22 protein-coding genes are annotated in these 24,861 nt (G+C 65.2%); 16 read left to right on the plus strand and 6 right to left on the minus strand.

Annotated features, from left to right (window positions below):
* Positions 1-93 precede the first annotated feature (93 nt).
* Entirely contained in the window at positions 94-1,563 is a 1,470-nt protein-coding gene (locus P6U29_RS11420; RefSeq protein ID WP_407117691.1) for a mannitol dehydrogenase family protein, read from the minus strand.
* Between the two features lie 146 nt (positions 1,564-1,709).
* On the opposite strand from P6U29_RS11420, the gene P6U29_RS11425 reads away from it, so the two are divergent.
* From P6U29_RS11425 to uxuA, 6 genes are all read left to right on the plus strand, one after another.
* Positions 1,710-2,522: a FadR/GntR family transcriptional regulator gene (locus P6U29_RS11425; RefSeq protein WP_407117692.1), complete on the plus strand. Its 813-nt coding sequence runs from the start codon at positions 1,710-1,712 to the stop codon at positions 2,520-2,522.
* An 83-nt stretch (positions 2,523-2,605) separates the two neighbouring features.
* On the plus strand, positions 2,606-3,571 hold the full coding sequence (locus P6U29_RS11430; protein ID WP_407119292.1) for a sialic acid TRAP transporter substrate-binding protein SiaP: 966 nt from the start codon (positions 2,606-2,608) through the stop codon (positions 3,569-3,571).
* Positions 3,572-3,699: 128 nt separating this feature from the next.
* Positions 3,700-4,278, plus strand: a complete 579-nt coding sequence (locus P6U29_RS11435) for a TRAP transporter small permease (protein WP_407117693.1) — start codon at positions 3,700-3,702, stop codon at positions 4,276-4,278.
* Positions 4,279-4,282: 4 nt separating this feature from the next.
* Positions 4,283-5,689 carry a TRAP transporter large permease gene (locus tag P6U29_RS11440; protein ID WP_407117694.1) on the plus strand — a complete coding sequence of 469 codons (1,407 nt, stop codon included), beginning with the start codon at positions 4,283-4,285 and terminating at the stop codon, positions 5,687-5,689.
* Positions 5,686-6,735: an L-idonate 5-dehydrogenase gene (locus tag P6U29_RS11445; protein WP_407117695.1), complete on the plus strand. Its 1,050-nt coding sequence runs from the start codon at positions 5,686-5,688 to the stop codon at positions 6,733-6,735. Before P6U29_RS11440 ends, P6U29_RS11445 begins: the two co-directional genes overlap by 4 nt.
* 71 nt (positions 6,736-6,806) lie before the next feature.
* On the plus strand, positions 6,807-7,997 hold the full coding sequence (gene uxuA / locus P6U29_RS11450; RefSeq protein ID WP_407117696.1) for a mannonate dehydratase: 1,191 nt from the start codon (positions 6,807-6,809) through the stop codon (positions 7,995-7,997).
* A 135-nt stretch (positions 7,998-8,132) separates the two neighbouring features.
* Here the strand turns inward: uxuA and P6U29_RS11455 are convergent, their stop codons facing one another.
* Positions 8,133-9,071, minus strand: a complete 939-nt coding sequence (locus P6U29_RS11455; RefSeq protein WP_407117697.1) for a LysR family transcriptional regulator — start codon at positions 9,069-9,071, stop codon at positions 8,133-8,135.
* 210 nt (positions 9,072-9,281) lie between these two features.
* On the opposite strand from P6U29_RS11455, the gene P6U29_RS11460 reads away from it, so the two are divergent.
* The 6 genes from P6U29_RS11460 to P6U29_RS11485 all read left to right on the plus strand — a co-directional run bounded on the left by P6U29_RS11460 (position 9,282) and on the right by P6U29_RS11485 (position 15,177).
* Positions 9,282-10,364, plus strand: coding sequence for an ABC transporter ATP-binding protein (locus P6U29_RS11460; RefSeq protein WP_407117698.1), 1,083 nt, complete (start codon positions 9,282-9,284; stop codon positions 10,362-10,364).
* A 36-nt stretch (positions 10,365-10,400) separates the two neighbouring features.
* The gene (locus P6U29_RS11465; protein WP_407117699.1) at positions 10,401-11,117 is read left to right on the plus strand and encodes an HAD family hydrolase; all 717 of its coding nucleotides are present in this window, start codon (positions 10,401-10,403) and stop codon (positions 11,115-11,117) included.
* Between the two features lie 15 nt (positions 11,118-11,132).
* A complete protein-coding gene (locus tag P6U29_RS11470; protein ID WP_407117700.1) occupies positions 11,133-12,440 on the plus strand; it encodes an NAD(P)/FAD-dependent oxidoreductase in 1,308 nt (435 codons plus the stop codon).
* Between the two features lie 27 nt (positions 12,441-12,467).
* Positions 12,468-13,514, plus strand: coding sequence for an ABC transporter substrate-binding protein (locus P6U29_RS11475; RefSeq protein ID WP_407117701.1), 1,047 nt, complete (start codon positions 12,468-12,470; stop codon positions 13,512-13,514).
* Between the two features lie 68 nt (positions 13,515-13,582).
* On the plus strand, positions 13,583-14,395 hold the full coding sequence (locus tag P6U29_RS11480; protein WP_407119293.1) for an ABC transporter permease: 813 nt from the start codon (positions 13,583-13,585) through the stop codon (positions 14,393-14,395).
* Positions 14,392-15,177, plus strand: a complete 786-nt coding sequence (locus P6U29_RS11485; protein ID WP_407117702.1) for an ABC transporter permease — start codon at positions 14,392-14,394, stop codon at positions 15,175-15,177. Before P6U29_RS11480 ends, P6U29_RS11485 begins: the two co-directional genes overlap by 4 nt.
* A gap of 59 nt (positions 15,178-15,236) precedes the next feature.
* Here P6U29_RS11485 and P6U29_RS11490 read toward each other — a convergent pair whose 3' ends face one another.
* Positions 15,237-15,926, minus strand: coding sequence for an aspartate/glutamate racemase family protein (locus P6U29_RS11490; protein WP_407117703.1), 690 nt, complete (start codon positions 15,924-15,926; stop codon positions 15,237-15,239).
* 262 nt (positions 15,927-16,188) lie between these two features.
* Here P6U29_RS11490 and P6U29_RS11495 point away from each other — a divergent pair, with 262 nt between their 5' ends.
* From P6U29_RS11495 to P6U29_RS11510, 4 genes are read left to right on the plus strand one after another with little or no spacing between them, the layout of a single operon-like run.
* The gene (locus P6U29_RS11495) at positions 16,189-17,850 is read left to right on the plus strand and encodes a thiamine pyrophosphate-binding protein (RefSeq protein WP_407117704.1); all 1,662 of its coding nucleotides are present in this window, start codon (positions 16,189-16,191) and stop codon (positions 17,848-17,850) included.
* A 4-nt stretch (positions 17,851-17,854) separates the two neighbouring features.
* Positions 17,855-19,120 (plus strand): NAD(P)/FAD-dependent oxidoreductase, encoded by a 1,266-nt coding sequence (locus tag P6U29_RS11500; RefSeq protein WP_407117705.1) that lies wholly within the window; start codon positions 17,855-17,857, stop codon positions 19,118-19,120.
* 9 nt (positions 19,121-19,129) lie between these two features.
* The gene (locus P6U29_RS11505) at positions 19,130-19,873 is read left to right on the plus strand and encodes an aspartate/glutamate racemase family protein (protein ID WP_407117706.1); all 744 of its coding nucleotides are present in this window, start codon (positions 19,130-19,132) and stop codon (positions 19,871-19,873) included.
* Between the two features lie 36 nt (positions 19,874-19,909).
* Positions 19,910-20,689: an SDR family NAD(P)-dependent oxidoreductase gene (locus P6U29_RS11510; protein WP_407117707.1), complete on the plus strand. Its 780-nt coding sequence runs from the start codon at positions 19,910-19,912 to the stop codon at positions 20,687-20,689.
* A 168-nt stretch (positions 20,690-20,857) separates the two neighbouring features.
* On the opposite strand, the gene P6U29_RS11515 is transcribed toward P6U29_RS11510, so the two are convergent.
* The 3 genes from P6U29_RS11515 to P6U29_RS11525 are packed head-to-tail and all read right to left on the minus strand — an operon-like array spanning position 20,858 to position 24,628.
* On the minus strand, positions 20,858-21,652 hold the full coding sequence (locus P6U29_RS11515) for an IclR family transcriptional regulator (protein WP_407117708.1): 795 nt from the start codon (positions 21,650-21,652) through the stop codon (positions 20,858-20,860).
* A gap of 19 nt (positions 21,653-21,671) precedes the next feature.
* A complete protein-coding gene (locus P6U29_RS11520; RefSeq protein ID WP_407117709.1) occupies positions 21,672-23,405 on the minus strand; it encodes an FAD-dependent oxidoreductase in 1,734 nt (577 codons plus the stop codon).
* Between the two features lie 8 nt (positions 23,406-23,413).
* Complete coding sequence (locus P6U29_RS11525) at positions 23,414-24,628, minus strand: ABC transporter substrate-binding protein (RefSeq protein WP_407117710.1); 1,215 nt, start codon at positions 24,626-24,628, stop codon at positions 23,414-23,416.
* Between the last annotated feature and the right edge of the window lie 233 nt (positions 24,629-24,861).

Raw genomic sequence — 24,861 nt, forward strand, 5'->3', positions numbered from 1 at the left:
GCTCTCGGGTGGGCCAAGGACTGGCAAAAAGCAAGCGCAACTTCCGTCAATTTTGGCCGCAGTGCAGCATTCAAGACGCTGCCGGATTCGTGGTCATGCCAAGACGTGCGTTGCCACGGCCTGCCGCGCGCCATCCGTGTAGAGACGGCCGAGCGCCGCGGTGACGGCCTCGCGCAGGCGCGGCTCGGCGCCGAGCGGGCCGAACACCTTTTCCACACTAAGCAGCGCGGGCGCGAGCCGCTCGGCAACAGGCCCCGACTCGCGCGCCAGCGCGGCGAACTCGCCGGCGAGTGGATCGCGCACGTCGATCGGTCGGCCCTTCTCGTCGAGGCCGGCGACGTAGCGCATCCAGCCGGCCACCGCGAGCGCATGCGTTGCGATCGGCAGGTTCCTCGCAAGGCGATCCTGCATCGCGCCGAGCAGGCGCTGCGGCAGCTTTTGCGAGCCGTCCATCGCGATCTGCCAGGTGCGGTGATGCAGCGCCGGATTGGCGAAGCGCTTGAGCAGCGAGGCGCGATACGCGGCGAGATCCGCGCCCGATGGCATGGTCAGCGTTACCGCCGCCTCCTCCATCACCTGCGCGGCAAGGCGCGCAAAATGCGGATCAGTCATGGTGTCGGCGATGGTCTCGTAGCCTGAGAGATAGCCGAGATAGGCGAGCGCCGAATGGCTGGCGTTGAGAAGCCGCAGCTTCATCAGCTCGAACGGCTTGACGTCAGTGACAAGCTCGACGCCCGCAGCGGCAAGGTCCGGCCGGCCCGCCGTGAAGCGGTCCTCGACCACCCATTGTGTGAAGGGCTCGGTCATGACCGGCCAGGCGTCGCGCATGCCCAGCGCCGATTCGACCGCATCGCGGTCGCGATCCGTCGTCTCCGGTACGATGCGGTCGACCATGGTCGAGGGGAAGGCGACCGCATCCGCGATCCACTTGCCGAGATCCTTTGAGCGCAGCGCAGCGAACTGCGTCACGATCCGCTGCACGGTGTGGCCGTTGGCGGCGAGGTTATCGCAGCACAGCACGGTGAACGGTGAAAGCCCCTGTGCACGCCGGCGTGCCAGCGCGGCGACGATGAAGCCGGGCGCCGAGCGCGGCGCATCGAAATTGTTGAGATCATGCACGATATCCGGATGCCGCTCGTCGAGGTCGCCGGTCTGCGGCGTGTGGCAATAGCCCTTCTCCGTGACCGTCAGCGACACGATGCGGGTGGCGGGATCGACCATGCGCTCGACCAGCGCTGACGGCTTCTCGCGCGCGACGACGCTGTCGAGCAGCGCGCCGATCACGCGGTGCTCGGTGCCTTCGGCGGCGCGCACGGCAATTGTGTAGAGATGATCCTGCGGGGCAAGGGCGTCGCGCGTGTCCGGGCTGCGCAGGCTGGCGCCGACGATACCCCAGGACGTGGCGCCGGCGGCAAGGCAATCATCGATGACAACCGCTTGGTGCGCGCGATGAAACGCCCCGAGGCCGAGATGCACGATGCCGAGCGTGACGCGCGAACGATCATAGGCCGGGCGGCGGATGGCTGGCGGCAGCCGGTCGAGATTGGCGCGGCCAAGCCGCATGGTCGTCTCTCCCTGTGTTTGGCCGCTGCTTGACATGACGCCCGTCCTCGGTCAATGCTCCGGTCAATTGGTAAGACCAATTTTCCAAAATTGGCGGGCCGCGGGCATGACAGGTGCCTCGCGCGGACCCTTTCGGGAGGACCAGCGTGCCGCTGGAAGCTGTGGAGGCGAGACGGCTTTATCGCCAGGTCGCCGATCAATTGCGAAGCCTGATCGACAGCGGCGAGTACGCGGTCGGCAGCCGCTTGCCGACCGAGCGCGAACTCGCCGAGCAGCTCAAGGTCTCCAGGCCGACGGTGCGCGAAGCCTTGATTGCGCTCGAGGTCGAAGGCCGCCTCCGTATCCGCGTCGGGTCCGGCATCTATGTGATCGAGCCCGCCGCCGTTGCCGCGCCCGCACAAGCGTCCGTCATCGAGGGCCCGTTCGAGCTCCTGCGCGCCCGCGAATTCCTGGAAAGCGCCATCGCCGAGCAGGCCGCGCGTGTCGCGACCAAACACGATCTCGCCCGCATCGATGCGTCCCTTGTTGCGATGGAGAATGTCGGGCATCCCGGCGAAGCCTCGATGGTGCACGACCGCGCGTTCCATGTCGCGATCGCCGGAAGTCTCGGCAATGCCGTTCTGGTGCGCGTAGTCGGCGAGCTGTTCGACCAGCGTCTCAATCCTTATTTCGCGAAGCTCGCGCATTATTTCGAGAGCCCGGGTACGTGGCGCACGGCGCTCGACGAGCATCGCGCCGTGCGCGACGCGATCGCGGCGCATGATCCCGGCGCCGCGCATGAAGCCATGCGCGCTCATCTGGCGCGATCCCAGGAACGCTTTGCACAAAATTTCGGCGCCGAGACCGCGGCGGGATCGGCTTCAGGGCAAAGCCGCGCGGTGCGATCGGCGGCAAAACCGTCGAAACCGAAGCATGCGCCGAGCAAGCCAGCCGCGGGCAGCGGCGCGCGGCGGCGATGAGATTGGGCGCCCTGCATCCGCTTCGGATGGGGGCGAACAAGAAGCAGACTTGAACGATGGAGGAAAAGTCGATGTTGAAGAAGATGACGATTGCCGCGGCGATCTCCGCCGCCACGCTGCTGGCAGCGACCAGCGCGGGCATGGCGCAGACCAAGCTCAAATGGGCCCATGTCTACGAGACCTCGGAGCCGTTCCATACCGCATCGGTCTGGGCTGCGCAGGAGATCGGCAAGCGCACCAACGGTCGCTACCAGATCGAGGTCTATCCGGCCTCCCAGCTCGGCAAGGAAGCTGACATCAACCAGGGCCTGTCGCTCGGCTCGGTCGACATCATCATCTCTGGCTCCAGCTTTGCGGCCAAGAGCTTTCCGCCGATCGGCGTGACCTATTATCCCTATACTTTCCGCGACGCCGATCATCTGCTCGCCTACACCAAGAGCGACATCTTCAAGGAGCTCGCGAAGGGCTATGAGGACAAGAGCGGCCACCACATCGTCGCGGTGACCTATTACGGCGTGCGCCAGACCTCGTCGAACAAGCCGATCAAGACCTGCGCCGACATGAAGGGCCTCAAGATGCGCGTGCCCGACGTGCCGGCCTATCTCGCAATGCCGCGCGCCTGCGGCGCCAACACCGCGCCGATCGCCTTCGCGGAAGTCTATCTGGCGCTCCAGAACGGCACCGTCGAGGCGCAGGAGAACCCGCTGACCACGATCGAGGCCAAGAAGTTCTACGAGGTGCAGAAGCACATCGTGCTGACCGGCCACATCGTCGACCATCTCAATACCGTGATCGCCGGCGCGCTGTGGAAGAAGCTCAGCGACGAGGACAAAAAGATCTTCACCGACGTGGCGCAGGAGGCGGCAGCCAAGGCCACCGGAGAAATCAAGCAGAACGAAGCCAAGCTGGTCGCCTTCTTCAAGGACAAGGGCCTGACGGTGACCGAGGTCGACAAGAACGAATTCCGCGACACTGTGCTGAAGAACGTCCCGTTCGAGACCTTCGGTTATCGCAAGGCCGACTGGGAGCGGATCCAGGCGGTGAAATGACGGCGTAGCCGTCATTCCGGGGCGGTCCGCAGGACCGAACTATGGTGCGCAATTGCGCACTGAGAATCTCGAGGTTCCGGGTTCTCGCTTCGCGAGCCCCGGAACGACGATTTGAAGAGAGGTAACCCATGTCGACCGCCGAACTACACCGGCAGATCACCGCGGACGAGATCGCCCACACCTTCGAGGAAGAGGCGACGCCGAAGGTCGATCTCGGCATCTACGCTTTCGAGGACTGGGTGGCGTTAGCGATCTTCTGGGTGATGGCGCTTGCCGTCTTCCTCCAGTTCTTCACCCGTTACGTGCTCAACGACAGCTATGCCTGGACCGAGGAGATCGCGACCTACTGCCTGATTGGTGTGGTCTTCATCGGCGCCGCGATGTGCGTGCGGCTGTCGCGGCACATCCAGGTCGACTTGGTCTATCGCTATCTGCCGCGACCCGTGGGACGTGCGCTGTCGACGGTGATCGACCTGATCCGGATCGCTTTCTTCGGCTACGCCACCAAGCTGGTTTGGGTCTACATCCAGATTATCGGGGATGAGCAGATGACCACGATCAATTTTGCCAAGAACTACGTCTACTATGCCGTGCTGCTCGGCTTCGTGCTGATGTTCGCACGCTCCGTGCAAGTGGCGGCGCAAAACTGGCGGCAGGGCTACTCGGCCCTCGAACGTCCCGGTGCCTACGACGGATCGGAGATATAACATCATGCTGCTGTTGCTCGGAGGCTTCCTCGTCCTGATGCTGCTCGGTGTTCCCGTGGCGATCGCCATGGCCGTGTCGTCTCTGCTCTACATCCTGGTCAGCGGCGTGACGCCCGACGTCACGCTGGCGCAGCGCATGATCGCCGGTGTCGAGAGCTTTCCGCTGCTCGCCGTGCCGTTCTTCATCCTGGCCGGCAATCTCATGAACATCGCGGGCGTGACGGGGCGCATCTACAAATTCGCCGTCGCGCTGGTCGGCTGGATGCGCGGCGGCCTCGGTCACGTTAATATCATCGGCTCGGTCATCTTCTCCGGCATGTCCGGCACCGCGATCGCGGACGCTGCCGGTCTCGGCACCATCGAGATCAAGGCGATGAAGGACCACGGCTACTCCACCGAATTCTCGGTCGGCGTCACCGCAGCCTCGGCGACGCTCGGGCCGATCATCCCGCCGTCGCTGCCATTCGTGATCTACGGCATGATGGCGAACGTCTCGATCGGCGCGCTGTTCCTCGGCGGCGTCATTCCGGGCGTGGTCCTGACGCTGTTCATGATGGCGACCGTCACCTACTTCGCGCACAAGAATAAATGGGGTAGCGACACGCCGTTCTCCTGGCCGCAACTCGGCTCGGCCGGTCTCGAGATCGTCATCGTGCTGTCGTTCCCGATGGCGATCTGGCTGATGGTGCTCGCCGGCCTCTCGGTCAACATGGCGGTCGTGATCGGCCTCGGCACGCTGCTCGCGATCGACTGGTACTTCGATTTCTCGGCGGTGATGGCGCTGATGGCGCCGGTGATCCTGATCGGCGGCATGACGCTCGGCTGGTTCACGCCGACGGAAGCCGCCGTCGCCGCGGTGATCTGGTCGCTGTTCCTCGGCCTCGTGCGCTACCGCACCATGACGTTCCGGACTGTCGCCAAGGCGACCTTCGACACTATCGAGACCACGGCCTCGGTGCTGTTCATCGTCACGGCCGCCTCGATCTTCGCCTGGCTGCTCACGGTGTCGCAGGCCGCGCAGATGCTGTCGGACTGGATGCTCAGCATCACCCACAACAAATGGGTGTTCCTGGCGCTCGCCAACGTCCTGATCCTGTTCGTCGGCTGCTTCATCGACACCACGGCGGCGATCACCATTCTGGTGCCGATCCTGCTCCCGATCGTGCTCAAGCTCGGCATCGACCCCATTCATTTCGGCCTGATCATGACGCTGAACCTGATGATCGGCCTGTTGCATCCGCCGCTCGGCATGGTGCTGTTCGTGCTCGCCCGCGTGGCAAAGCTCTCGGTCGAGCGCACGACGGTCGCGATCCTGCCCTGGCTGGTGCCGCTGCTGCTGGCGCTGATCGCGATCACCTACATTCCCGACCTGACCCTCTGGCTGCCTAAATACATGGGACTCTCCAAATGACCTCGACCGCTCTCGCCGCAACCCTGTTCGGCCCCGAAGATCTGCGCATGATCGAGCATCCGCTCGACAGGCTCGCAGATGGCATGGTGCGTATCCGCTTTGGCGCCGGCGGCATCTGCGGCTCGGACATGCACTATTTCCGCCATGCCCGCACCGGCGATTTCGTGGTGAAGTCGCCGCTGGTGCTGGGACACGAGATCTCGGGCGAGGTCGTGGAGATCTCCGGCACTGCCGCGAACCTGAAGGTCGGCGACCGCGTCGCCGTCAACCCGTCGCGCTGGTGCGGCCACTGCGTCGCCTGCCGCGAGGGCCGGCCCAACCTTTGCGAGAACATCTACTTCATGGGCTCGGCCTCGAAGACCCCGCACATGCAAGGCGGCTTTGCCAATTATTTCGATGCAATCCCGGCGCAGTGCGTGAAGATTCCGGACCACGTCTCCTACCAGGCCGCCGCGCTCGCCGAGCCGCTCGCGGTCTGCCTGCACGCGGTTGCGCGCGCCGGCAATATCGAGGGCAAGCGCGGCATCATCTTCGGTGCCGGCCCGATCGGGCTCCTGACCATGCTCGCCGCACACCGTGCTGGCATGGCCGACATCACGGTCGCCGACATCGCGCCGGCGCCGCTGGCCTTTGCGACCCGGCTCGGCGCCTCGCACGTCGAGAACGTCTCTGCTGGCGAGGAAGGCTTGAAAGCGCAGGCGGCGTCGCGTCCCTATGACGTTGCTTTCGAGGTCTCGGGCACGGCCGCTGGCCTTGCCAGCGCGATCGGCATCGTCAGGCGCGGCGGCGTCGTGGTGCAGATCGGCAATCTGCCGGGCGGCCAGATCCCGACGCCGTCGAACGCGGTGATGGCGAAGGAGATCGACCTGCGCGGCTCGTTCCGATTCGGCTTCGAGTTCATGAATGCGGTGGAACTGATCGCAGCCGGCAGCGTCGACGTGCTGTCGCTCGTCACCGCCGAGCGGCCGCTCTCGACCGCACCCGATGCGCTCAGGCTCGCGCTCGATCGCTCGCAGAGCGTCAAGGTCGTGCTGACAGCGAACTGACTTTTGTTTTGACGCGTTTTCTTCACGCGAACCGGTACCCACTTCGCTCGAAAACGCTTTAGGAGAGATCCATGATGCTGGAGGGATGGCGCTGGTACGGGCCGGATGATCCGGTCTCGCTGGATGACGTCAGGCAGGCCGGGGCGACGGACATCGTCTCGGCACTGCATCAGGTGCCGATTGGGGAGGCCTGGACGCGCAAGGCGGTCGAGGAGCGCAAGAACTTCATCGAGAATGGGCAGCCGGGCCGAACGCAGCTGACCTGGTCGGTGGTGGAATCGATTCCGATCCCTGACGACGTCAAGCGGCTCGGCGGAAAGGCGACCAAGTCGATCGAGGCGTGGATCGCGAGCCTGGAGGCGGTGGCCGCCAGCGGCATCAAGATCATCTGCTACAATTTCATGCCGGTGGTGGACTGGTGCCGCACCGATCTCGAATGGGAGCTGCCGAACGGTGCCCGCGCCATGCGGTTCGACCAGGACCGCTTCGCGGCATTCGAGCTGCATATCCTCAAGCGTCCGGCAGCCGTGCAGGAGTATTCGCCGGAGCAGCAGGCGCGCGCGAAGGCACTATTCGAGAAGATGAGCCAGGCGGATATCAACTACCTCATCATGGTCATCGCCAGCGCGCTACCGGGCTCGACCACGGAGCCGATGACGATCCCGCAATTCCGCGACCGGCTGGAGAGCTACCGTGACATCACCCCCAAGATTTTGCGTCAGCATCTTGCCGAATTCCTCGCGCGCGTCGCGCCAGTCGCCGAGCAGCTCGGTGTCTCGCTGACGCTACATCCGGACGATCCGCCACGGCCGTTGTTCGGTCTGCCGCGCATCGCATCCAGCGCTGAGGACTACCAGGCGCTGTTCGATGCCGTGCCGTCCAAGGCGAACGGCATCTGCCTGTGCACGGGCTCGCTCGGCGTGCGCGCGGAGAACAATCTGCCCGAGATGGCCGAACGCTTCGGCCCGCGCATTGCGTTCGCCCATTTGCGTGCGACCAAGCGCGAGGCCGACGGCCTATCGTTCTACGAATCCGATCATCTCGACGGCGACGTCGACATGATCGCGGTGCTCAAGGCGCTGTTGAAGGAGAATGCGCGGCGCTCGCGAGACAAGAAAATCGTGTTCCGCCCCGATCACGGCCACCGCATGCTCGATGATCTCGCCGCCACCAAGCGCACCAATCCCGGCTACACCGCGATCGGCCGCCTCCGCGGCCTCGCCGAATTGCGCGGTGCCATCAGAGCGATCGAGCATCGATAGAGGCTAAAGCTCTCTCGACATCGTCATTGCGAGCGGAGCGAGCAATCCAGAATCCCTCAACGGAAAGACTCTGGATTGCTTCACTGCGCTCGCAATGACGTGGATAGAGCGGGGCTTCACCCCAAGACCGCCTGCTTAGTAGCACGCGTCCATCGCTCCCAGCTTCGGATAGAGCCGGTCGATCGCGGCGATCTCGCTTTTCATCTGGGCGATGATCCAGTCCCGGATCTCCGTCGCAATAGGCCGCATCGGCCGGTTGCGCGGCGGCAGGAATTCGCAGATGCGGCGCGTGGTGGTGAGCGTGTCGGAGGCCGGCACCAGCGCGCCTGTGAGCAGCCAGTGCGAGGCGACCGTCAGCCAGCCGAGCGCGATGCCCTGGCCGAGCAGCGCGGCCTGCACCACGACCGCATAGTCTGTGAAGCTCAGCGCTTTCGCCGCACCGCGGCGTCCGGTGAGAAGCGAGGCGTAATCCGCGGCCCAGTCGCCCGGCGTCTCGGCGAGGCGGATGATGGTGTTGCCCTCGGCGGGATCAGTCTCGCCGAGATAGCCGGGACTGCACATCGGCAGCATCACTTCCTTCATGACCAGCGTGCCGCCGGAGGACGGCTCGTCGCGGTCGCGAAAGCGCATGCCGAGATCGACATTTTCCACCGGCCCGCGCAGTGCGCCTGAGATGAGCTGGAAGCGCAGATCCACTTGCGGAAACTGCTTCTGCAGCTTGTCGATGCGCGGCATCAGCCAATGCGTGGTGAAGGCGGAGGAGACCGACAGCGTCACCGTCTCGGTGCCCTTGCGGCGCTGCTCGATCTCCATGAGCCCGCTCTCGATGCTGCGAAAGCCTTCGAGCACGCGGCGATAGAGCAGCTCGCCTTCCTCGGTGAGCACGGCGCGGCCCGCCTTGCGATCGAACAGGCGAATGCCGAGATGCTCCTCGAACTGGCCGAGCATCCGGCTCACCGCCGGCTGCGTCACGTTCAACTCGGCGGCCGCCGCCGTGAAGCTGCCATTGCGCGCCGCTGCGTCGAAGACGAACAGGGCGTTGCTGGACGGCAGCATGCGGCGGAGCTCGGGCATAACCTCATGTTATGAGCGCGGTGAGAATTTGGCAATTGCCGAGTTTTGGCAAGTCTGGTGTCATGAGCACGACAGCCTAAAGACAGGACCTTCGAGAGAACATTTGGTGCAGCGCACGCTTCGGCCGTGAGTGCTCCAAATCCCTGTCTATAAAGCAGGCTTATGGCGCGCAGTGAGGCACGCCAGCTAGGGACATGGCGAGGACGATCGTTGGATAAGCGAGCGGAAAGCGTCGAGATCAGGTCCGCCAGCAAGGCCTATGGCGCCGTTCGCGCCCTCGACGACGTTTCGCTTACTGTCCGCGCCGGTGAATTCGTCTCACTGCTCGGCCCCTCCGGCTCCGGCAAGACCACGCTGCTCGGCATTCTCGGGGGTTTCATCCTGCCGACGTCGGGCACGATTCTCTTCGGTGGCCGCGACGTCACCTGGATGCCGCCGCACAAGCGCGACATCGGCGTGGTCTTCCAGAACTACGCGCTGTTCCCGCATATGAGCGTCGGCGAGAACGTCGCCTTTCCCTTGCGCGCGCGGCGCCTGCCGAAATCCTCCTGGCCCGACAAGGTGCGCGCGGCGCTCAGCATGGTCGGCCTCGCCGGCTATGAGGAGCGCGGCATCGCGCAGCTCTCCGGCGGTCAGCGCCAGCGCGTGGCCCTCGCACGCGCCATGATCTTCGAGCCGCGCCTGATCCTGATGGACGAGCCACTCTCCGCGCTCGACAAGCAGCTGCGCGAATCCATGCAGATCGAGCTGCGCGCGCTGCACAAGCGCATCCAGGCCACCATCATCTATGTCACCCATGACCAGCGCGAGGCGCTGACCATGAGCGACCGCGTTGCGGTGATGAGGGACGGAAGGCTGATCCAGATCGACGAGCCGGAGCGGCTGCACGATCATCCCGCCGATTCCTTCGTCGCGAGCTTCATTGGCGAAGCCACGATGCTGCCTGTCCGCCGCGTCGATGCCTCCAGCGTCGGGCTCGGCAATGCCTTACTGCGCAGCGCGCGCGCCATTCCCGATGGCGACGCCTTGATGCTCGCTGTGCACAGCGAAAAACTGCTGATCGACGACGGCGCGCAGGATGCCGCCTGCAACCGGCTGACCGGAACGGTCACCGACGTCGTTTATCAGGGCGAGAGCCTGCGCATCTTCCTCGCGCTCGCCGACGGCATCGTGCTCAGCCTGCGCCAGCCGGCCTACCACCAGGCCTATAGCCGCATTCCACCGCTCGGCGGCAGCCTCACCGTGACGCTCCACCCCGAGGACACGATTGTCGTCCCCAGGGTAGGGGACTGAACTTCAGCCTCATCCAACCCGAGAGAAGAAACCAAAATGTCGACCCAAGCCGCGTTCAGCAATTTCAAGGTTCTCACTTTCGACGTCGTCGGCACCTTGATCGACTTCGAGACCGGCGTGCTCTCCGCGGTGCGCAGGATCTCCGGCAAAACGCCGGCCGAGCTCAGCGACGACCAGATCTTCGAATCCTACAAGCGTGGGCGCGACAAGCATTACGAGCGCTCGAGCGAGGTGATGTTCCACGTCTACCGCTATCTCGCCAAGGAGCTCGGGCTGCCGGCCGATGATGCCTCCTGCGACGCGTTCCAGCTCGCGGTGCTGCGCTGGGGGCCGTTCCCGGATTCGATCGAGGCGCTCAAGCGTCTGCGGACGAAATTCCGCCTGGTTGCGATGACCAACGCCGACCGCGTCGCGCTCTCTTGTTACGCGCATGCGCTCGGCGATCCCTTCGACGACACTGTCTGCGCCGACGACACCGGCGTAGCCAAGCCGAGTCCGGAATTCTTCGCCTACAACAAAGGGCGCCAGTCCGCCTTCGGCTACAAGCAGTCCGACATCCTGCACGTGGCGCAGAGCCAGTACCACGACATCGGGATCGCGCGGAAGCTCGGCTACAAGGTGTGCTGGATCGAGCGTCGCCAGGGCATCGCCGGCTTCGGCGGCACGCCCGCCGTGGAGACGCTGACCAAGCCGGACTTCCACTATCCGACGCTGAAAGCGCTCGCCGACGCCGCGATCGGCCCGGCGGTGTAACGGAGGAGCGGCGGCATGACACGGGACTGGAGCGCGCTGCCATCGGCCAATTCGCTGTGGGAAGCCACGGCGGTGCCGGCGCGCGACTATCCCGTGCTATCGGGCGAGCAACAGGCGGATGTGGTGATCATCGGGGCCGGCTATACGGGCCTCTCCGCCGCGCACCACATCGCCAAGAGCGGGCTCAGCCCCGTCGTGCTCGAAGCGAACCGTCCCGGCTGGGGCGCGAGCGGGCGCAATGGCGGGGTGATCACCGCGAAATTCCGTCTGTCGTTCCGCGAGATCGACGCCGCGCATGGCCGCGCCATGGCGCGGCGCATGTACGAGATCGCGCATGAATCGACCGACATGGTCGAGGAGCTCGTCTCCGAGTTCGGCATCACCAGCGCAAACCTCACACGCACCGGTCAGGTCAAGGCTGCCCACAACGAGACGACGCTGAAGGCCGCGATCGACGAAGCCAACTGGATGACGCGCGAGATGGGCTCCGCCGAGGTCCGTATTCTCGACAAGGGCCAAGTGCGTGACGAGACCGGCTCCGACATCTTCGTCGGCGGTGTGCTCAATCCCGGCTCGGGCGGCATCCATCCGCTGAACTATCTGCGTGGGCTTGCCGATGGCGTCGCGCGTCGCGGCGTGCCCGTCTTCCAACAGTCGCCGGTCGTCAAGCTTCGGCGCGAGAAGGACGGCATCGTCGCCGAGACGCCGCAAGGCGCGGTGCGCGCAAAACAGGCGATCATCGCCACCAACAGCTATTCGGATCTGACCAGTGCGACCGCGCATCTGCAGCGCACGCTGATCCCGTTCCGCAGCGCAATGGTCGCGACGGATCGGCTCCCCGGCAATCTCGCGGGAAGACTGATGCCGACGGGGCGCACCTATACCGAGACCAAGCGCATGATGCGCTGGTTCCGCATGGTCGAGAACCGCGTCATCTTCGGTGGCCGCGGCGCCTTCGGCAAGCAGGATTCGCAAGCGGCATTCGACGCGTTGCGCAAGGCAATGGTCGGTATCTTCCCTGACTTGGCCGATATCCCGCTCGCTTACAAATGGTCGGGCCTCGTCGCGATGACGCTGGACTCGGTGCCGCATGTCGGCCGGCTCGACGACCGCACGCTGGTTTCACTTGGCTACAACGGCGCCGGCGTTGCGATGTCGAGCCTGATGGGCCGCTATCTCGCCGCCTTCGTGCGCGGCGAGACGCCCGACGTCGGCCTGCTCGATGTCAGGCGCATGAAATCCATTCCGTTCTATCCGCTGCGTGAGCCCGCCGTGCGCCTGGTTGCTGGCTGGTACCAGTTTCTCGATGCGATCGGTCGGTGAGATCAATTGGCGATGGAGGAGGCGAGGATGAATATGAAGCGCAATTTTGGACTGAGCTGCGCGCTGCTGGGCGCAATCGGATTGACCAGCGCGGCTGATGCCGCCGAGCAGATCACCTTCGTCTCGCAGGGCGGCGCCTATCAGCAGGCACAGACGGTGGCGATCCTCGATCCTTCCGCCAAGAAGCTCGGCATCACCATCAACCAGGACTCCATTCCCGATGCCTGGCCCGCGATCAAGACCCAGGTCGGCAGCGGCAAGCCGATCTGGGATGTCGTCGACACCCCGACCGGCTATTGCCTGCGCGGCGGCGAGCAGGGGCTGATCGAGAAGCTCGACTTCTCGAAGATCCCCAACGCTGCGGCGATGCCCGAGGCGTATCGCAGCCCCTATTCGGTGTCCTACGAATTCTATTCCAGCGTGCTGGCCTACAGCCAGAAGACGTTCCCGAAGGACGCGCCGAACAGCTGGGCGGATTTCTGGGACGTCAAGAAATTCCCCGGGCGCCGGGCGCTGCGGAACCACCCGATCGCCACGCTCGAAGCGGCGCTGATGGCCGACGGCGTCGCGCCCGACAAGCTCTATCCGCTCGATGTCGACCGCGCTTTCAAGAAGCTGGAAGAGATCAAGCCGCACATCACGGTGTGGTGGACCTCGGGCGCGCAATCGGCGCAGCTCCTCAATGACGGTGAGGTCGACATGGAGATGGCCTGGAACGGCCGCGTCAGCGCGGTCGCCAAGGAGGGCGCCAAGGTCGCTTACACCTACAACCAGGGCATTCTGCAGAGCACCTCGCTGTGCATCCTCAAGGGCGCGCCGAATCTGGAAACCGCGGTGAAGTTCCTCAACGAAGCCGTCGATCCCGCGCACCAGGCCAACCTGCCGCTGCACATCGACTACGGTCCGGGTAACCCCAAGGCGTTCGAGACCAACGTGATCAAGCCCGAGCGCGCCGCGCAATTGCCAAGCGAGCCGGCCAATGCGGCCAAGCAGGCGCTGATGTCCTACGCCTGGTGGTCCTCGCCGGCCGGAGAAGCCGCCGAGAAGCGCTGGGCGTCGTTCATGCAGAAGTGAGCGAGGCAGCGTTGACGACATCCCTGCCAGATCCCTCCCAAAAGCATCAGCGCCGCGAGCACGGCCTGATGCTGGCATTGGTGTCGCCGGCGCTGCTGGTGATCCTGGCCCTGATCGTGCTGCCGGTCGGCTGGCTCGCCTGGCAGTCGATTTATCATGACGGCTTCACGCTGGAGAACTATCGCCGCGTCTTCACCGAAGATGTCTACTGGCGCAGCTTTGCACTGACCTTCGAGATCAGCCTCGCGGTCACTCTGATCGCGCTGCTGCTCGGCTATCCCGTGGCCTATCTCGCCAATTCGGTGCCGAAGGGGTGGAGTATCCTCATCCTGTCGCTGGTCGTGCTGCCGTTCTGGACCAGCGTGCTGGTGCGCGCCTATGCCTGGCTGGCGCTGCTGCAGCGCACCGGCGTGATCAACCAGTTCCTGCGCTATCTGGATGTGATCTCCGAGCCGCTCGCGCTGGTCCATAATACGTTCGGCACGGTGGTCGCGACCGTGCACATCCTGCTGCCCTTCATGGTGCTGCCGCTCTATGCCACCATGCAGAAGATTCCCGGCGATCTCATGCAGGCCGGCGCCAGCCTGGGTGCGAGCCCATCGCTGACATTCTTTCGCGTGTTCCTGCCGCTGTCGCTGCCGGGCGTGCTCGCCGGGTGCACCATGGTGTTCGTGCTCTGCCTCGGCTTCTATATCACCCCAGAATTGCTCGGCGGCGGACGCACCGTGATGGTGTCCATGCTGGTGAGCCGCAATGTCGAGCTCTACAACCAGTTCGGGGCCGCCAGCGCGGTCGCGGTGGTGCTGCTCCTGAGCGTGCTCCTGATCTTCTTCGTCGTCAGCCGCTTCATCTCGCTCGATCGTGTGTTGGGGCAGAAATGATGCGCACCTCGCCCGCCCGGATGGCTCTCTACGTGATCAGCGCGCTGGTGCCGGTCTATCTGATCCTGCCCGTCCTGATCATCGCGCCGATCTCGTTCTCCAGCGCGCGGTTCCTGACCTTCCCGCCGCCGTCCTTCTCGCTGCGCTGGTACCAGCAATATTTCTCAAACGCCGCCTGGATGCAGGCGACGCGGGTGACGCTGACGGTCGCGCTGCTGACCGTCGTGATTGCGACCCCGCTTGGGGTAGCCGCCGCCTATGCCATCAGCCAATCCAGGCTGCGCATCATGCGCATCGTCCACATGGCGCTGCTGCTGCCGCTGGTGGTGCCGATCATCATCACCGCGGTCGGCATCTTCTTCGTCTACGCAAAGATCGGCCTGGTCGCGACCATGTCCGGCCTCGTGCTCGCCAATGTGATGCTGGGCTTGCCCTATGTCGTCATCTCCGTGCTGGCGGGCCTGCAGAGCTTCGACCCCGCGCAGGAGATGGTGGCGCGCAGTCTCGGCATGAACCGCCTGCGCAGCTTCTTCGCGGTGACGCTGCCGCAAATCAAATCCAGCGTGATCGCCGGCGGCATCTTCGCCTTCATCTCGGCGATGGACGAGACCATCGTCGCGCTGTTCATCTCCGGCGGACAGTACCAGCCGCTGACCAAGCGCATGTTCACCGCGCTCCGCGACGAGATTGACCCGACCATCGCCGCGATCTCGACGCTGATGACGGCGGCCTCCTTCATGCTGGTGCTGCTGGCAAGCACACGGCAGAAGCGGAGCGGGTGAGGATAGCCCGCGTTACCGGGGACCTCGATCCCGGCAACGGGCTGAACCGGGAGGCCAAATCATCCGATCGCGAAATCAGCCGCCGTCTCGGCGTGAATTGCCGTGGTGTCGAACGTTTCGACCGATGTGTCGTCCGAGCCGACCAGCATCGTGATCTCGGTGCAGCCGAGGATGATGCACTCCGCGCTGGCGGCGACGAGCGCCGCCATCACCTCCTGGTAGCGACGGCGCGATGGCGCGGCGACAATCCCGAGGCACAGCTCGTCATAAATGATGCGGTTCACCTCGGCGCGCTCGTCCGCGGGCGGAATCAGGACGTCGAGATCGTGTGCGCGCAGCCGGTCGATGTAGAAGTCTTCCTCCATCGTGAACTTGGTGCCGAGCAGCCCGACCCGCCGGTATCCCTTGGCCCGAATCCGCTGCGCCGTCGCGTCGCCGATGTGAATGAACGGCACGGTCACGCTCGAGATAATCTCGGGGGCCAATTTGTGCATCGTATTCGTGCACAGCACGATCGCTCGCGCCCCGGCGCTTTCGAGGCGCCGGGCCACCTCCGCCAGGCTGGCCGCCGCCTCCTGCCAGCGGCCGGCGTACTGCATGTCCTTGATCCCCTGGAAATCGTAGGAATACATCAGCAGCGGGGCGGAATGCAGCTTTCCGATGCGGTCGCGCACCCGCTCATTGATGAGCTTGTAGTAGAGCGCGGTGCTCTCCCAGCTCATGCCCCCGATCAGACCGATGGTTTGCATTCCGGTGCTCCAGGCAAGTCAATTTGACCGATCGTAGTGGAAGACGTCGAAGCTCGCCATCACGACGATCTTGAAGCTCTTCAGCATCTATCCACTGGTCCGGTCCGGGCGGCGGTGGCCGCACGGGCGGTAGTGCAAACGGCACGGACCGGCATGACGCCTGCGCAGGCTGCGAGCGGCCTTTCGATCTTGCGCGACCTTTCGGCCTGTCCTACCCCATTGCCCGAATAACGCGCATCGCCAAAGCCTTGAGGGAGCCGATATGACCATTCGCAACACCCGCACCGGGGGCCAGATCCTGATCGATCAGCTCGTCGCCCAAGGCGTCGAGCGCGTCACCTGCGTGCCGGGTGAGAGCTATCTGGCGGCCCTCGATGCGCTGCATGACAGCCCGATCGATGTCGTGATCTGCCGTGCCGAAGGCGGCGCTGCGATGATGGCGGAGGCCTATGGCAAGCTCACGGGGCGGCCCGGAATCTGCTTCGTCACCCGCGGCCCCGGCGCCACCAATTCCAGCCACGGCGTGCACATCGCGATGCAGGATTCGACGCCGATGATCCTGTTCGTCGGCCAGGTCGACACCGGCATGCGCGAGCGCGAGGCGTTCCAGGAGCTCGACTACAAAGCGGTGTTCGGCTCCATGGCGAAATGGGCGGTCGAGATCGATCGCCCCGACCGCATTCCGGAGCTGGTCGCGCGCGCTTTCCGCGTAGCCATGCAGGGCCGCCCCGGTCCCGTGGTGATCGCGCTGCCGGAGAACATGCTGACCGAGACCGCCGCCGTTGCCGATGCCATGCGCATCGAGCCCGCCGTGAGCTGGCCGGCGCCTGCCGACATCGAACGCGTTGGTGCGATGCTTGCGAGCGCCAAGACGCCGCTCGTCATTCTCGGCGGCTCGCGCTGGACCGATGAGGCGACCAAGAGCATCGCGCGCTTCGCCGAGCGGTTCGACCTGCCGGTTGCGACCTCGTTCCGCCGGGCCTCGCTGATCGACGCCGACCATTCGCACTATGCCGGCGACCTCGGCATCGGGCCGAGCCCGGGTCTGAAGGCGCGCATCGAGGGGGCCGATGTCATCCTGCTCATCGGCGGCCGCATGTCGGAGATGCCGTCCTCGTCCTATACGCTGCTCGACATTCCCACTCCGCGGCAGAAGCTGATCCACGTGCATCCGGGCGCGGAAGAGCTCGGCCGCGTCTATCAGCCGGCGCTGGCGATCCAGGCGACGCCGACTGCCTTCGCCGCCGCCGTCGAGACGCTGAAGCCGGCTGGAACCGTGGCCTGGAAGGGCGAGGCGGCCAAGGCGCATGCCGATTACCTGGCCTGGACCGAGAAGGCGCGCGAGCTGCCGGGCTCGTTCCAGTACGGCCAGGTGATGACCTGGCTGCGCGACCGCCTGCCGAAGGACGCGATCGTCTGCAACGGCGCCGGCAATTATGCCGGCTGGATCCATCGCCATCACCGCTTCCACAGCTTTGCCGCCCAGCTCGCGCCGACCTCGGGCTCGATGGGTTACGGCGTGCCCGCTGGCGTGCTCGCCAAGCGGCAATATCCGGATCGTGTTGTCGTCGCCTTTGCCGGTGACGGCTGCTTCCTGATGAACGGCCAGGAATTCGCCACCGCCGTGCAATATGACGCGCCGCTGATCGTCATCATCATCGACAATTCGCAGTATGGCACCATCCGCATGCACCAGGAGCGCGACTATCCCGGCCGCGTCGTCGGCACCCAGCTCAAGAACCCGGATTTCGCGATGTATGCGAAAGCGTTCGGCGGCCATGGCGAACGTGTCGAGCGCACCGAGGAGTTCGCACCCGCCTTCGAGCGCGCGCTGGCTTCGGGCAAGCCGTCGATCCTCCACTGCATCATCGATCCGCGCGCGATCTCGGTCGGCAAGGATTTCACGCCGGCGGTGAAGGCTTAAAGCGATGGCGGCCGGTCGCCACGTTGCGATCATCGGAGCCGGCGCGGTCGGCGTGATCAGCGCCATCGAGGCGTTGCGCGAGGGCCATCGCGTCACGCTGATCGATCCGGGCGAGCCCGGCGGCGAACAGGCGGCGAGCTATGGCAATGCCGGCTGGCTGTCCTCGCATTCGGTGATCCCGCCGGCGGAGCCCGGCGTCTGGAAGAAGGTGCCGGGTTATCTGATGGACCCGCTCGGCCCGCTCGCGATCCGCTGGTCGTATTTGCCGAAGGCGCTGCCCTGGCTGGTCAAGTACCTGCTGTCCGGCTGGACCGAGGCGCGGGTCGAGACGACGGCGTTTGCGCTGCGCGGCCTCCTCAAGGACGCGCCGCTGCTGCACCGCAAGCTCGCGGAAGAAGCCGGCGTGCCCGAACTGATCGAGCGCAACGGCGTGATGCATGTGTTCACCTCGCGCGGCAATTTCGACAATGATCTCGGCTGGCGCCTGCGCAAGAAGGTCGGTGTCGAATGGCTGGAGCTCAACGCCGACGAGATGCGCCAGCGCGAGCCGGACCTGCATCCGCGCTACACCTTTGGCGTGGTGGTGGAGGAGGCCGGGCGCTGCCGCGATCCCGGGGCTTACGTTGCCGCGCTCGCCAATCATGCGATTGCCAGTGGCGCGAAGCACGTGCGGGCCAACGCGACCGGTCTGAAGCTGTCCGGCGACAAGCTCGAAGCTGTTCTCACCGAGACCGGCGAGATTGCCTGCGATGCTGCGGTGGTCGCGGCTGGTGCCCGCTCGAAGCAGCTCACCGCATCGGTCGGCGATTCCCTCCCGCTCGAGACCGAGCGCGGCTATCACGTCATGATTGAGAATCCCGAAGTAGGTCCGCGCAGCTCGATGATGGCATCCGACGCCAAGATGGTGGTGAACTGGACCAACAAGGGCCTGCGCGCCGCCGGCACGGTCGAGATCGCCGGCCTCGAGGCCGCACCGAACTGGAAGCGGGCCGAGATCCTGCGCAACCACCTGCTCGGGATGTTCCCGAAGCTGCCGAAGGACATCCCGGCCTCGCGCATCAAAACCTGGTTCGGCCATCGCCCGAGCATGCCGGACGGACGTCCCTGCATCGGCTATGCGCGCGCCTCCCGCGACATCGTCTATGCTTTCGGCCACGGGCATGTCGGCCTGGTCGGCTCGGCCCGTACCGGCCGGCTCGTGGCCCAGCTTGTCAGCGGCAAGACGCCCGAGATTCCGCTCGGCCCCTTCGCACCCGAACGTTTCCTCTGAGGTCGCAGCATGACCAGTTCAGTCAATTCGTCCTCCCGCATCGCCCGCGGCGGCAAGGCCGTCTACGGCGCGCCGCTCGGCATCCTGATGCTGGAAGCACGCTTTCCCCGCATTCCCGGTGACATGGGCAACGGCACGACCTGGCCATTCCCCGTGCTCTATCGCGTGGTGAGCGGCGCTTCGCCCGAGAAAGTGGTGCTGAAGGGCGCGGCCGGCCTGCTGCCCGACTTCATCGACGCGGCGAAGGACCTGGTGTGGTTGGGGGCCGAGGCCATCACCACCAATTGCGGCTTTCTCTCGTTGTTCCAGAAGGAGATCGCGGCGGCTGTCGGCGTTCCCGTCGCGACCTCCTCGCTGATGCAGGTGCCGTGGGTGCAGGCGACCCTGCCGCCGGGCAAGCGCGTTGGTCTCGTCACTGTGTCGGGCTCGACGCTGACGCCGGCCCATCTCGAAGGCGCCGGCGTGCCGCTCGACACGCCGCTGGTCGGCACCGAGAACGGCAAGGAGTTCTTTCGTGTCCTGATCAAGGCCGAGAAGGACGACATGGACATCGCGCAAGCCGAGCGCGACGTGGTCGAGGCCGGCAAGGAGCTCGTCGCCAAGAATCCGGATGTCGGCGCTATCGTGCTCGAATGCACCAACATGCCGCCCTATGCCGCGGCCTTGCAGGCTGAGGTTGGCTTGCCGGTCTACGACATCTATTCCATGATCACCTGGTTTCATGCTGGACTGCGCCCGCGCGTCTTTGCGTGAACAGGACGCGAGAGGATCCAACTCCGGAGTGAACCGATGAAATTATCCGGCAAGGTCGCCGCCATCACCGGCGCGGCGCGTGGCATCGGCAAGGCGTGCGCAAAGCGGCTGCTCGATGACGGCGTCAAGGTCGTCATCTCGGACGTCGATGCCGACGGCCTCGCTGCCACGGCCGCCGAACTTGGCCGGCCGGATGCCTTGCGCATCGTCGCCGGCAACGTCGCCAGGCGCGCCGATGTCGATCAGCTCGTCGCCACCGCCGTGAAGGAGTTCGGCCGGCTCGACATCATGGTCAATAACGCCGGCGTCGCCCGAAACCGGGACATCCTCGAGATTACCGAGGAGGAATTCGATGAGATCATCGGCATCAACCTGAAAGGCGCGTTCTTCGGCGTCCAGGCGGCGGCCAGGCAGATGATCGCGCAAGGCGGCGGCGGGGTCATCATCAACATGTCCTCGGTGAACGCGCTGCTGGCGATCCCGACGCTTGCGACCTATGCCATCTCCAAGGGCGGCATGAAGCAGCTCACCTCCGTCGCGGCCGTTGCACTGGCCCCGCACAACATCCGCGTCGTCGCCGTCGGGCCGGGCACGATCCTGACCGACATGGTGGCGTCGTCCATCTACACTTCGGAGGAGGCCCGCAAGACCGTGATGTCACGCACGCCGGCGGGCCGCGGCGGTGAGCCGAGCGAGGTGGCGTCCGTGGTGGCGTTCCTTGCCAGCGACGATGCGTCCTACATCACCGGACAGACGATCTATCCGGATGGCGGCCGATTGATCCTGAATTACACGGTGCCGGTGAAGGAGAAGTAGGGGGCGGAACGTCGTCCCACACTCCCCTGTCATGGCCCGCGAAGGCGGGCGATCCAGTATTCCAGAGGCCGGCGCTAAAGAGCTCGCTCCCGCCACATCCGCCGCGGCGTACTGGATGCCCCGCCTTTGCGGGGCATGACAGCGCTGTTTGTGCGGGCAGTCTGCCAATCACTCCGCCGCAACCGTCATCCCGTGGCCGAGCCGCTTCGAGATGCCGCTGGCGCAGTCGCGCAGCGCATGCGCGATCGGGCTGTCCCAGCGTGCGTCGAATGTTCCTTCCGGCCCCATCGCGGTGATGACCAGCGCGACGTGGCCGGAATGATCGAACACCGGCGCGGAGAACGCATTGACGCCGGGCAGGGGATCGCCGAGCGCGCGGGCGAGGCCGTGCTTGCGCACCTCGGCGAGCATCTCGGCGACCTTCGCGCCTTTCACGGCGCGCTTTGGATTGTAGCCGACGCCGTGACGGTCGAGGCCGCTTTCGAGTGCGGCGCTGATTGTCTTCTCCGGCAGGAACGCCGCGAACGCGCGGCCGGTTGCAGTCTCCAGCAGCGCCATCACCGAGCCGACGCGCATCACGATGTGCACCGGCTGGGCCGGCTCTTCGAGCTGCACCACGGTCGGGCCGTGCGTGCCCCAGACCGCGAGCGAGACGGCGTGGCCGATCTGGCTCGCGAGGCCAGCGATCTTCGGACGTGCGATGCGCACGCCGGACAGCCGCCGCAGGCTGATCAGGCCGAGCTCAAGCGCCAGCGCGCCGATTTCGTAGCGACCGGTGGTCTCGTCCTGCTCGATCAGTCCGATGCGTGAAAAACTGGCGAGATAGGGATGCGCCTTGGCCGGGGTCATGCCGGCCTCGCGGGCGAGATCGCGCAGCATCATCGGCTCGCCGCTCCTGGCGAGCGCGCGGAGCAATTCTCCGCCGACCTCGATCGACTGGATGCCGCGGCTCTCTCTCTTCATGCGCCTCCTGGCGTTTTGCTTACGCCGCGTCGCGCTTGGCCGCGCTGTCGGCAAGATGTCGTCCGGCAATGTAGCCGAAGGTCAGCGCCGGCCCAAGGGTGATGCCGGCCCCGGGATAGGCGCCGCCCATGATGCTTGCCATGTCGTTGCCGGCGGCATAGAGGCCGGGAATCACCCGGCCTTCGGCGTCCAGCGCCCGCGCGTTCTCGTCGGTGACGATGCCGGCATAGGTGCCGAGATCGCCGATCACCATCTTGATGGCGTAGAACGGACCGTTCTCGATCGGTGCGACGCAGGGATTTGGGCCGTGCAGCGCATCGCCCTGGTAGCGGTTATAGGCTTTTGAGCCCTTGCCGAAGGCGGCGTCGTGTCCCAGCGGCGCGGCCGCATTGAACTGCTTGATCGTTTCGGCGAATGCCTTGGCGTCGATGCCGGCTTTCGCCGCCAGCGCTTCCAGCGTATCGCCGCGCATGAGATAGCCGGTCTTCAAATGATGACCCAGCGGCATCGGGAAAGGCGGCACGCAGCCGAGGCCATACTTCCGCAGCGTCTTGTGGTCGCAGACCAGGAAGGCGGCGATCTCCTCGCCGGGCTTGGCCGCCTTCACCATGGCCTGGACGAAGTCGTGATAGGAATTGCCTTCATTGGCAAAACGCTTGCCGTCGCGCATCACCGCAATCACGCCGGGCTTGGCGCGGTCGATGAAATGCGGCATCACGCCCTTCGAGCCGTCCTTGTGCGTGGTCAGCGAGACCGGCACCCAGGCTGCCGCATTCGGCAGGCGATCCTCGATGCGCCCACCGGCGCTTTCCGCAAGGCGCAGGCCATCGCCGGTATTGCCCGCGGGCCCGGGCGAATAGTGCTCATTGCCGGTCAGGGCGTGCGGGAACATCTTCTTGCGCCGCTCCAGATCGTGCGGAAAACCGCCGCAGGCGAGCACGACGCCTTGCCTTGCACGAACGCGCACTTCGCGCCCCTCGCGCGAAACGATCGCGCCAGTCACCGCGCCGTTCTCGACCGTCAGCTCGCGCACCGGTGAGGACAGCCACATCGGAATCTTGAGGTCGAGCGCGGATTTCGCGAGCCGTCCTGCGAGCGCATTGCCGTTGGTCAGCGTCATGCCGCGGCCGTAGCGCAGTACGTCCATCAGATGCCGTGACAGCCGCTTGGCGACATACGCTGCCGAGGTCAGCGACTTCGTCACCCGCATGAAGTGAATGATTTCCTTGCCGCTTCCCAGCATCATGCCGAACACGGTCAGCTCGGGCAGCGGCATGCCGAGGGTCTCGATGAGGTCGCCGAGCTCGCGGCCGTCGAACGGGCGCGTCACCATGGAGCGGCCGCCCTGCGCGCCGCCGGGCGCTTCGGCGTGATAATCGGGAAACACCAGCGGCATGTCGAAGCGCAGCGCCGTCTTGGTGGTGAAGAAATCGATCGCCTCGGGGCCGGCGCTCAGGAAGGCATCGACTCGCGCGGCGTCATAATTGTTGCCGGCCTCGTGGCGAAGATAGGTACGGGCCTGCTCCGGCGTCTCCGCGATGCCGTAGGCCCGCGCCAGCGAGGTGCCGGGAATCCAGAGCCAGCCGCCGGAGCGCGCGGTGGTGCCGCCGAAGCGCGGCTCCTTCTCGACGATCAGCACATCGAGCCCGCGGTAGCGCGCGGTGATCGCGGCCGACATGCCGGAGCAACCCGATCCGGCCACGAGCACATCGCACTCGTAAGTCTCAATTGCGCTGTGCTCGGTGCCGGTCATCGCTCACCTCACTTCTTCAGCAGCGGACATTTGGATTCGGAGACCGGGCGGAAGGCGTCTTCGCCCTTCACGGTCTTGACGATGTCCAGATAGTCCCACGGCGCCTTGGACTGCTCGGGCTTCTTCACCTTGGCGAGATACATGTCGCGGATGACGCGGCCGTCCTCGCGCAACTTGCCGCCATGGACGAAGATATCCTCGATCGGCAGCTCGCGCATCTTGGCCATCACCTTGGCCGGATCATCGGTGCCGGCGGCCTTGATGCCTTTCAGGTAATGCAGCACCGAGCCGTAGACGCCGGTCTGGATCATGGTCGGCATCACCTTGGTGCGCTCGTAGAACTTCTTCGACCAGGCGCGGGTGGCCTCGTCCATGTTCCAATACGATGCCGTGGTCATGTAGGTGCCCTGCGCGGCCTTCAGCCCGATCGCGTGCACGTCGGTGTCGAACATCAAGAGGCCGACGAGCTTTTGGCCGCCCTGGACGAGGCCGAACTCGCCGGACTGCTTGATGGCGTTGTCGGTGTCCTGGCCCGCGTTGGCGAAGGCGACGACGTCGGATTTCGAGCTCTGGGCCTGCAGCGCGAAGGAGGAGAAGTCGGCGGTGTTGGTCGGGTGCTTGACGCCGCCGAGCACCTTGCCGCCCATCTCGTTGATGAAGCGCGTGGCATCCTTCTCGAGCTGCTGGCCGAAGGCATAGTCTGCCGTGATGAAGTACCAGGACTTGCCGCCTTCCTTGATGACGGCCGAGGCCGTCACCTTCGACAGCGCATAGGTGTCGTAGGTGAAATGCACGGTGTTGGGGCTGCACAGCTCGTCGGTCAGCGAGCTCGCGCCGGGGCCCGAGAGCAGGGCGATCTTATTGCGCTCGCGCACCATGTTGTGCACGGCGATGGCGATACCGGAATTGGGGATGTCCACGACGGCATCGACCTTGCCGTTGTCGAACCAGCCGCGGACGATCTGAACGCCGACATCGGTCTTCATCTGATGGTCGGCGCTGATGATCTCGATCGGCTTGCCGAGCACGGTCGGCCCGAATTCCTCCACGGCCATCTTGGCCGCCTCGACCGAGCCCGGCCCGCTATTGTCGCGGCCCCAGCTCGACAGATCCGTCAGCACGCCGATCCGCACCACGTCGTCGGAGACTTGTGCGGTCGCTGCCGAACTCATGGCTGCCGAAGTCATGGCCGTGAGCATGGCGCAGGCCAAAAGCCCTTTCATTGTCGTTCCCTCTCTCGTTGGCCGTTTTGTGCGGCGATTGTTAAGTTGGGGTAATTAGATAATAGCGAATCAGTTTGTCAATGGCTAATAAGGGGCGGAATGGGTTCCACGATCGTTGGGCGATGCCGCGTAAGTAGCGCAAATGCCTCAACACCCGTCATTGCGAGCGAAGCGAAGCAATCCAGAATCCCTCCGCGGCGGCATTCTGAATTGCTTCGTCGCAAGGGCTCCTC

Source organism: Bradyrhizobium sp. LMG 9283, from assembly GCF_045571415.1.
GTDB lineage: Bacteria > Pseudomonadota > Alphaproteobacteria > Rhizobiales > Xanthobacteraceae > Bradyrhizobium.

Bases quoted from the DNA above. Each gene is read 5' to 3' on its own strand.
- P6U29_RS11420 (WP_407117691.1), bottom strand. From the start codon at position 1,563: ATGCGGCTTGGCCGCGCCAATCTCGACCGGCTGCCGCCAGCCATCCGC.
- P6U29_RS11430 (WP_407119292.1), top strand. From the start codon at position 2,606: ATGACGATTGCCGCGGCGATCTCCGCCGCCACGCTGCTGGCAGCGACC.
- P6U29_RS11435 (WP_407117693.1), top strand. From the start codon at position 3,700: ATGTCGACCGCCGAACTACACCGGCAGATCACCGCGGACGAGATCGCC.
- P6U29_RS11440 (WP_407117694.1), top strand. From the start codon at position 4,283: ATGCTGCTGTTGCTCGGAGGCTTCCTCGTCCTGATGCTGCTCGGTGTT.
- P6U29_RS11445 (WP_407117695.1), top strand. From the start codon at position 5,686: ATGACCTCGACCGCTCTCGCCGCAACCCTGTTCGGCCCCGAAGATCTG.
- uxuA (WP_407117696.1), top strand. From the start codon at position 6,807: ATGATGCTGGAGGGATGGCGCTGGTACGGGCCGGATGATCCGGTCTCG.
- P6U29_RS11455 (WP_407117697.1), bottom strand. From the start codon at position 9,071: ATGCCCGAGCTCCGCCGCATGCTGCCGTCCAGCAACGCCCTGTTCGTC.
- P6U29_RS11465 (WP_407117699.1), top strand. From the start codon at position 10,401: ATGTCGACCCAAGCCGCGTTCAGCAATTTCAAGGTTCTCACTTTCGAC.
- P6U29_RS11470 (WP_407117700.1), top strand. From the start codon at position 11,133: ATGACACGGGACTGGAGCGCGCTGCCATCGGCCAATTCGCTGTGGGAA.
- P6U29_RS11475 (WP_407117701.1), top strand. From the start codon at position 12,468: ATGAATATGAAGCGCAATTTTGGACTGAGCTGCGCGCTGCTGGGCGCA.
- P6U29_RS11480 (WP_407119293.1), top strand. From the start codon at position 13,583: ATGCTGGCATTGGTGTCGCCGGCGCTGCTGGTGATCCTGGCCCTGATC.
- P6U29_RS11485 (WP_407117702.1), top strand. From the start codon at position 14,392: ATGATGCGCACCTCGCCCGCCCGGATGGCTCTCTACGTGATCAGCGCG.
- P6U29_RS11490 (WP_407117703.1), bottom strand. From the start codon at position 15,926: ATGCAAACCATCGGTCTGATCGGGGGCATGAGCTGGGAGAGCACCGCG.
- P6U29_RS11495 (WP_407117704.1), top strand. From the start codon at position 16,189: ATGACCATTCGCAACACCCGCACCGGGGGCCAGATCCTGATCGATCAG.
- P6U29_RS11500 (WP_407117705.1), top strand. From the start codon at position 17,855: ATGGCGGCCGGTCGCCACGTTGCGATCATCGGAGCCGGCGCGGTCGGC.
- P6U29_RS11505 (WP_407117706.1), top strand. From the start codon at position 19,130: ATGACCAGTTCAGTCAATTCGTCCTCCCGCATCGCCCGCGGCGGCAAG.
- P6U29_RS11510 (WP_407117707.1), top strand. From the start codon at position 19,910: ATGAAATTATCCGGCAAGGTCGCCGCCATCACCGGCGCGGCGCGTGGC.
- P6U29_RS11515 (WP_407117708.1), bottom strand. From the start codon at position 21,652: ATGAAGAGAGAGAGCCGCGGCATCCAGTCGATCGAGGTCGGCGGAGAA.
- P6U29_RS11520 (WP_407117709.1), bottom strand. From the start codon at position 23,405: ATGACCGGCACCGAGCACAGCGCAATTGAGACTTACGAGTGCGATGTG.
- P6U29_RS11525 (WP_407117710.1), bottom strand. From the start codon at position 24,628: ATGAAAGGGCTTTTGGCCTGCGCCATGCTCACGGCCATGACTTCGGCA.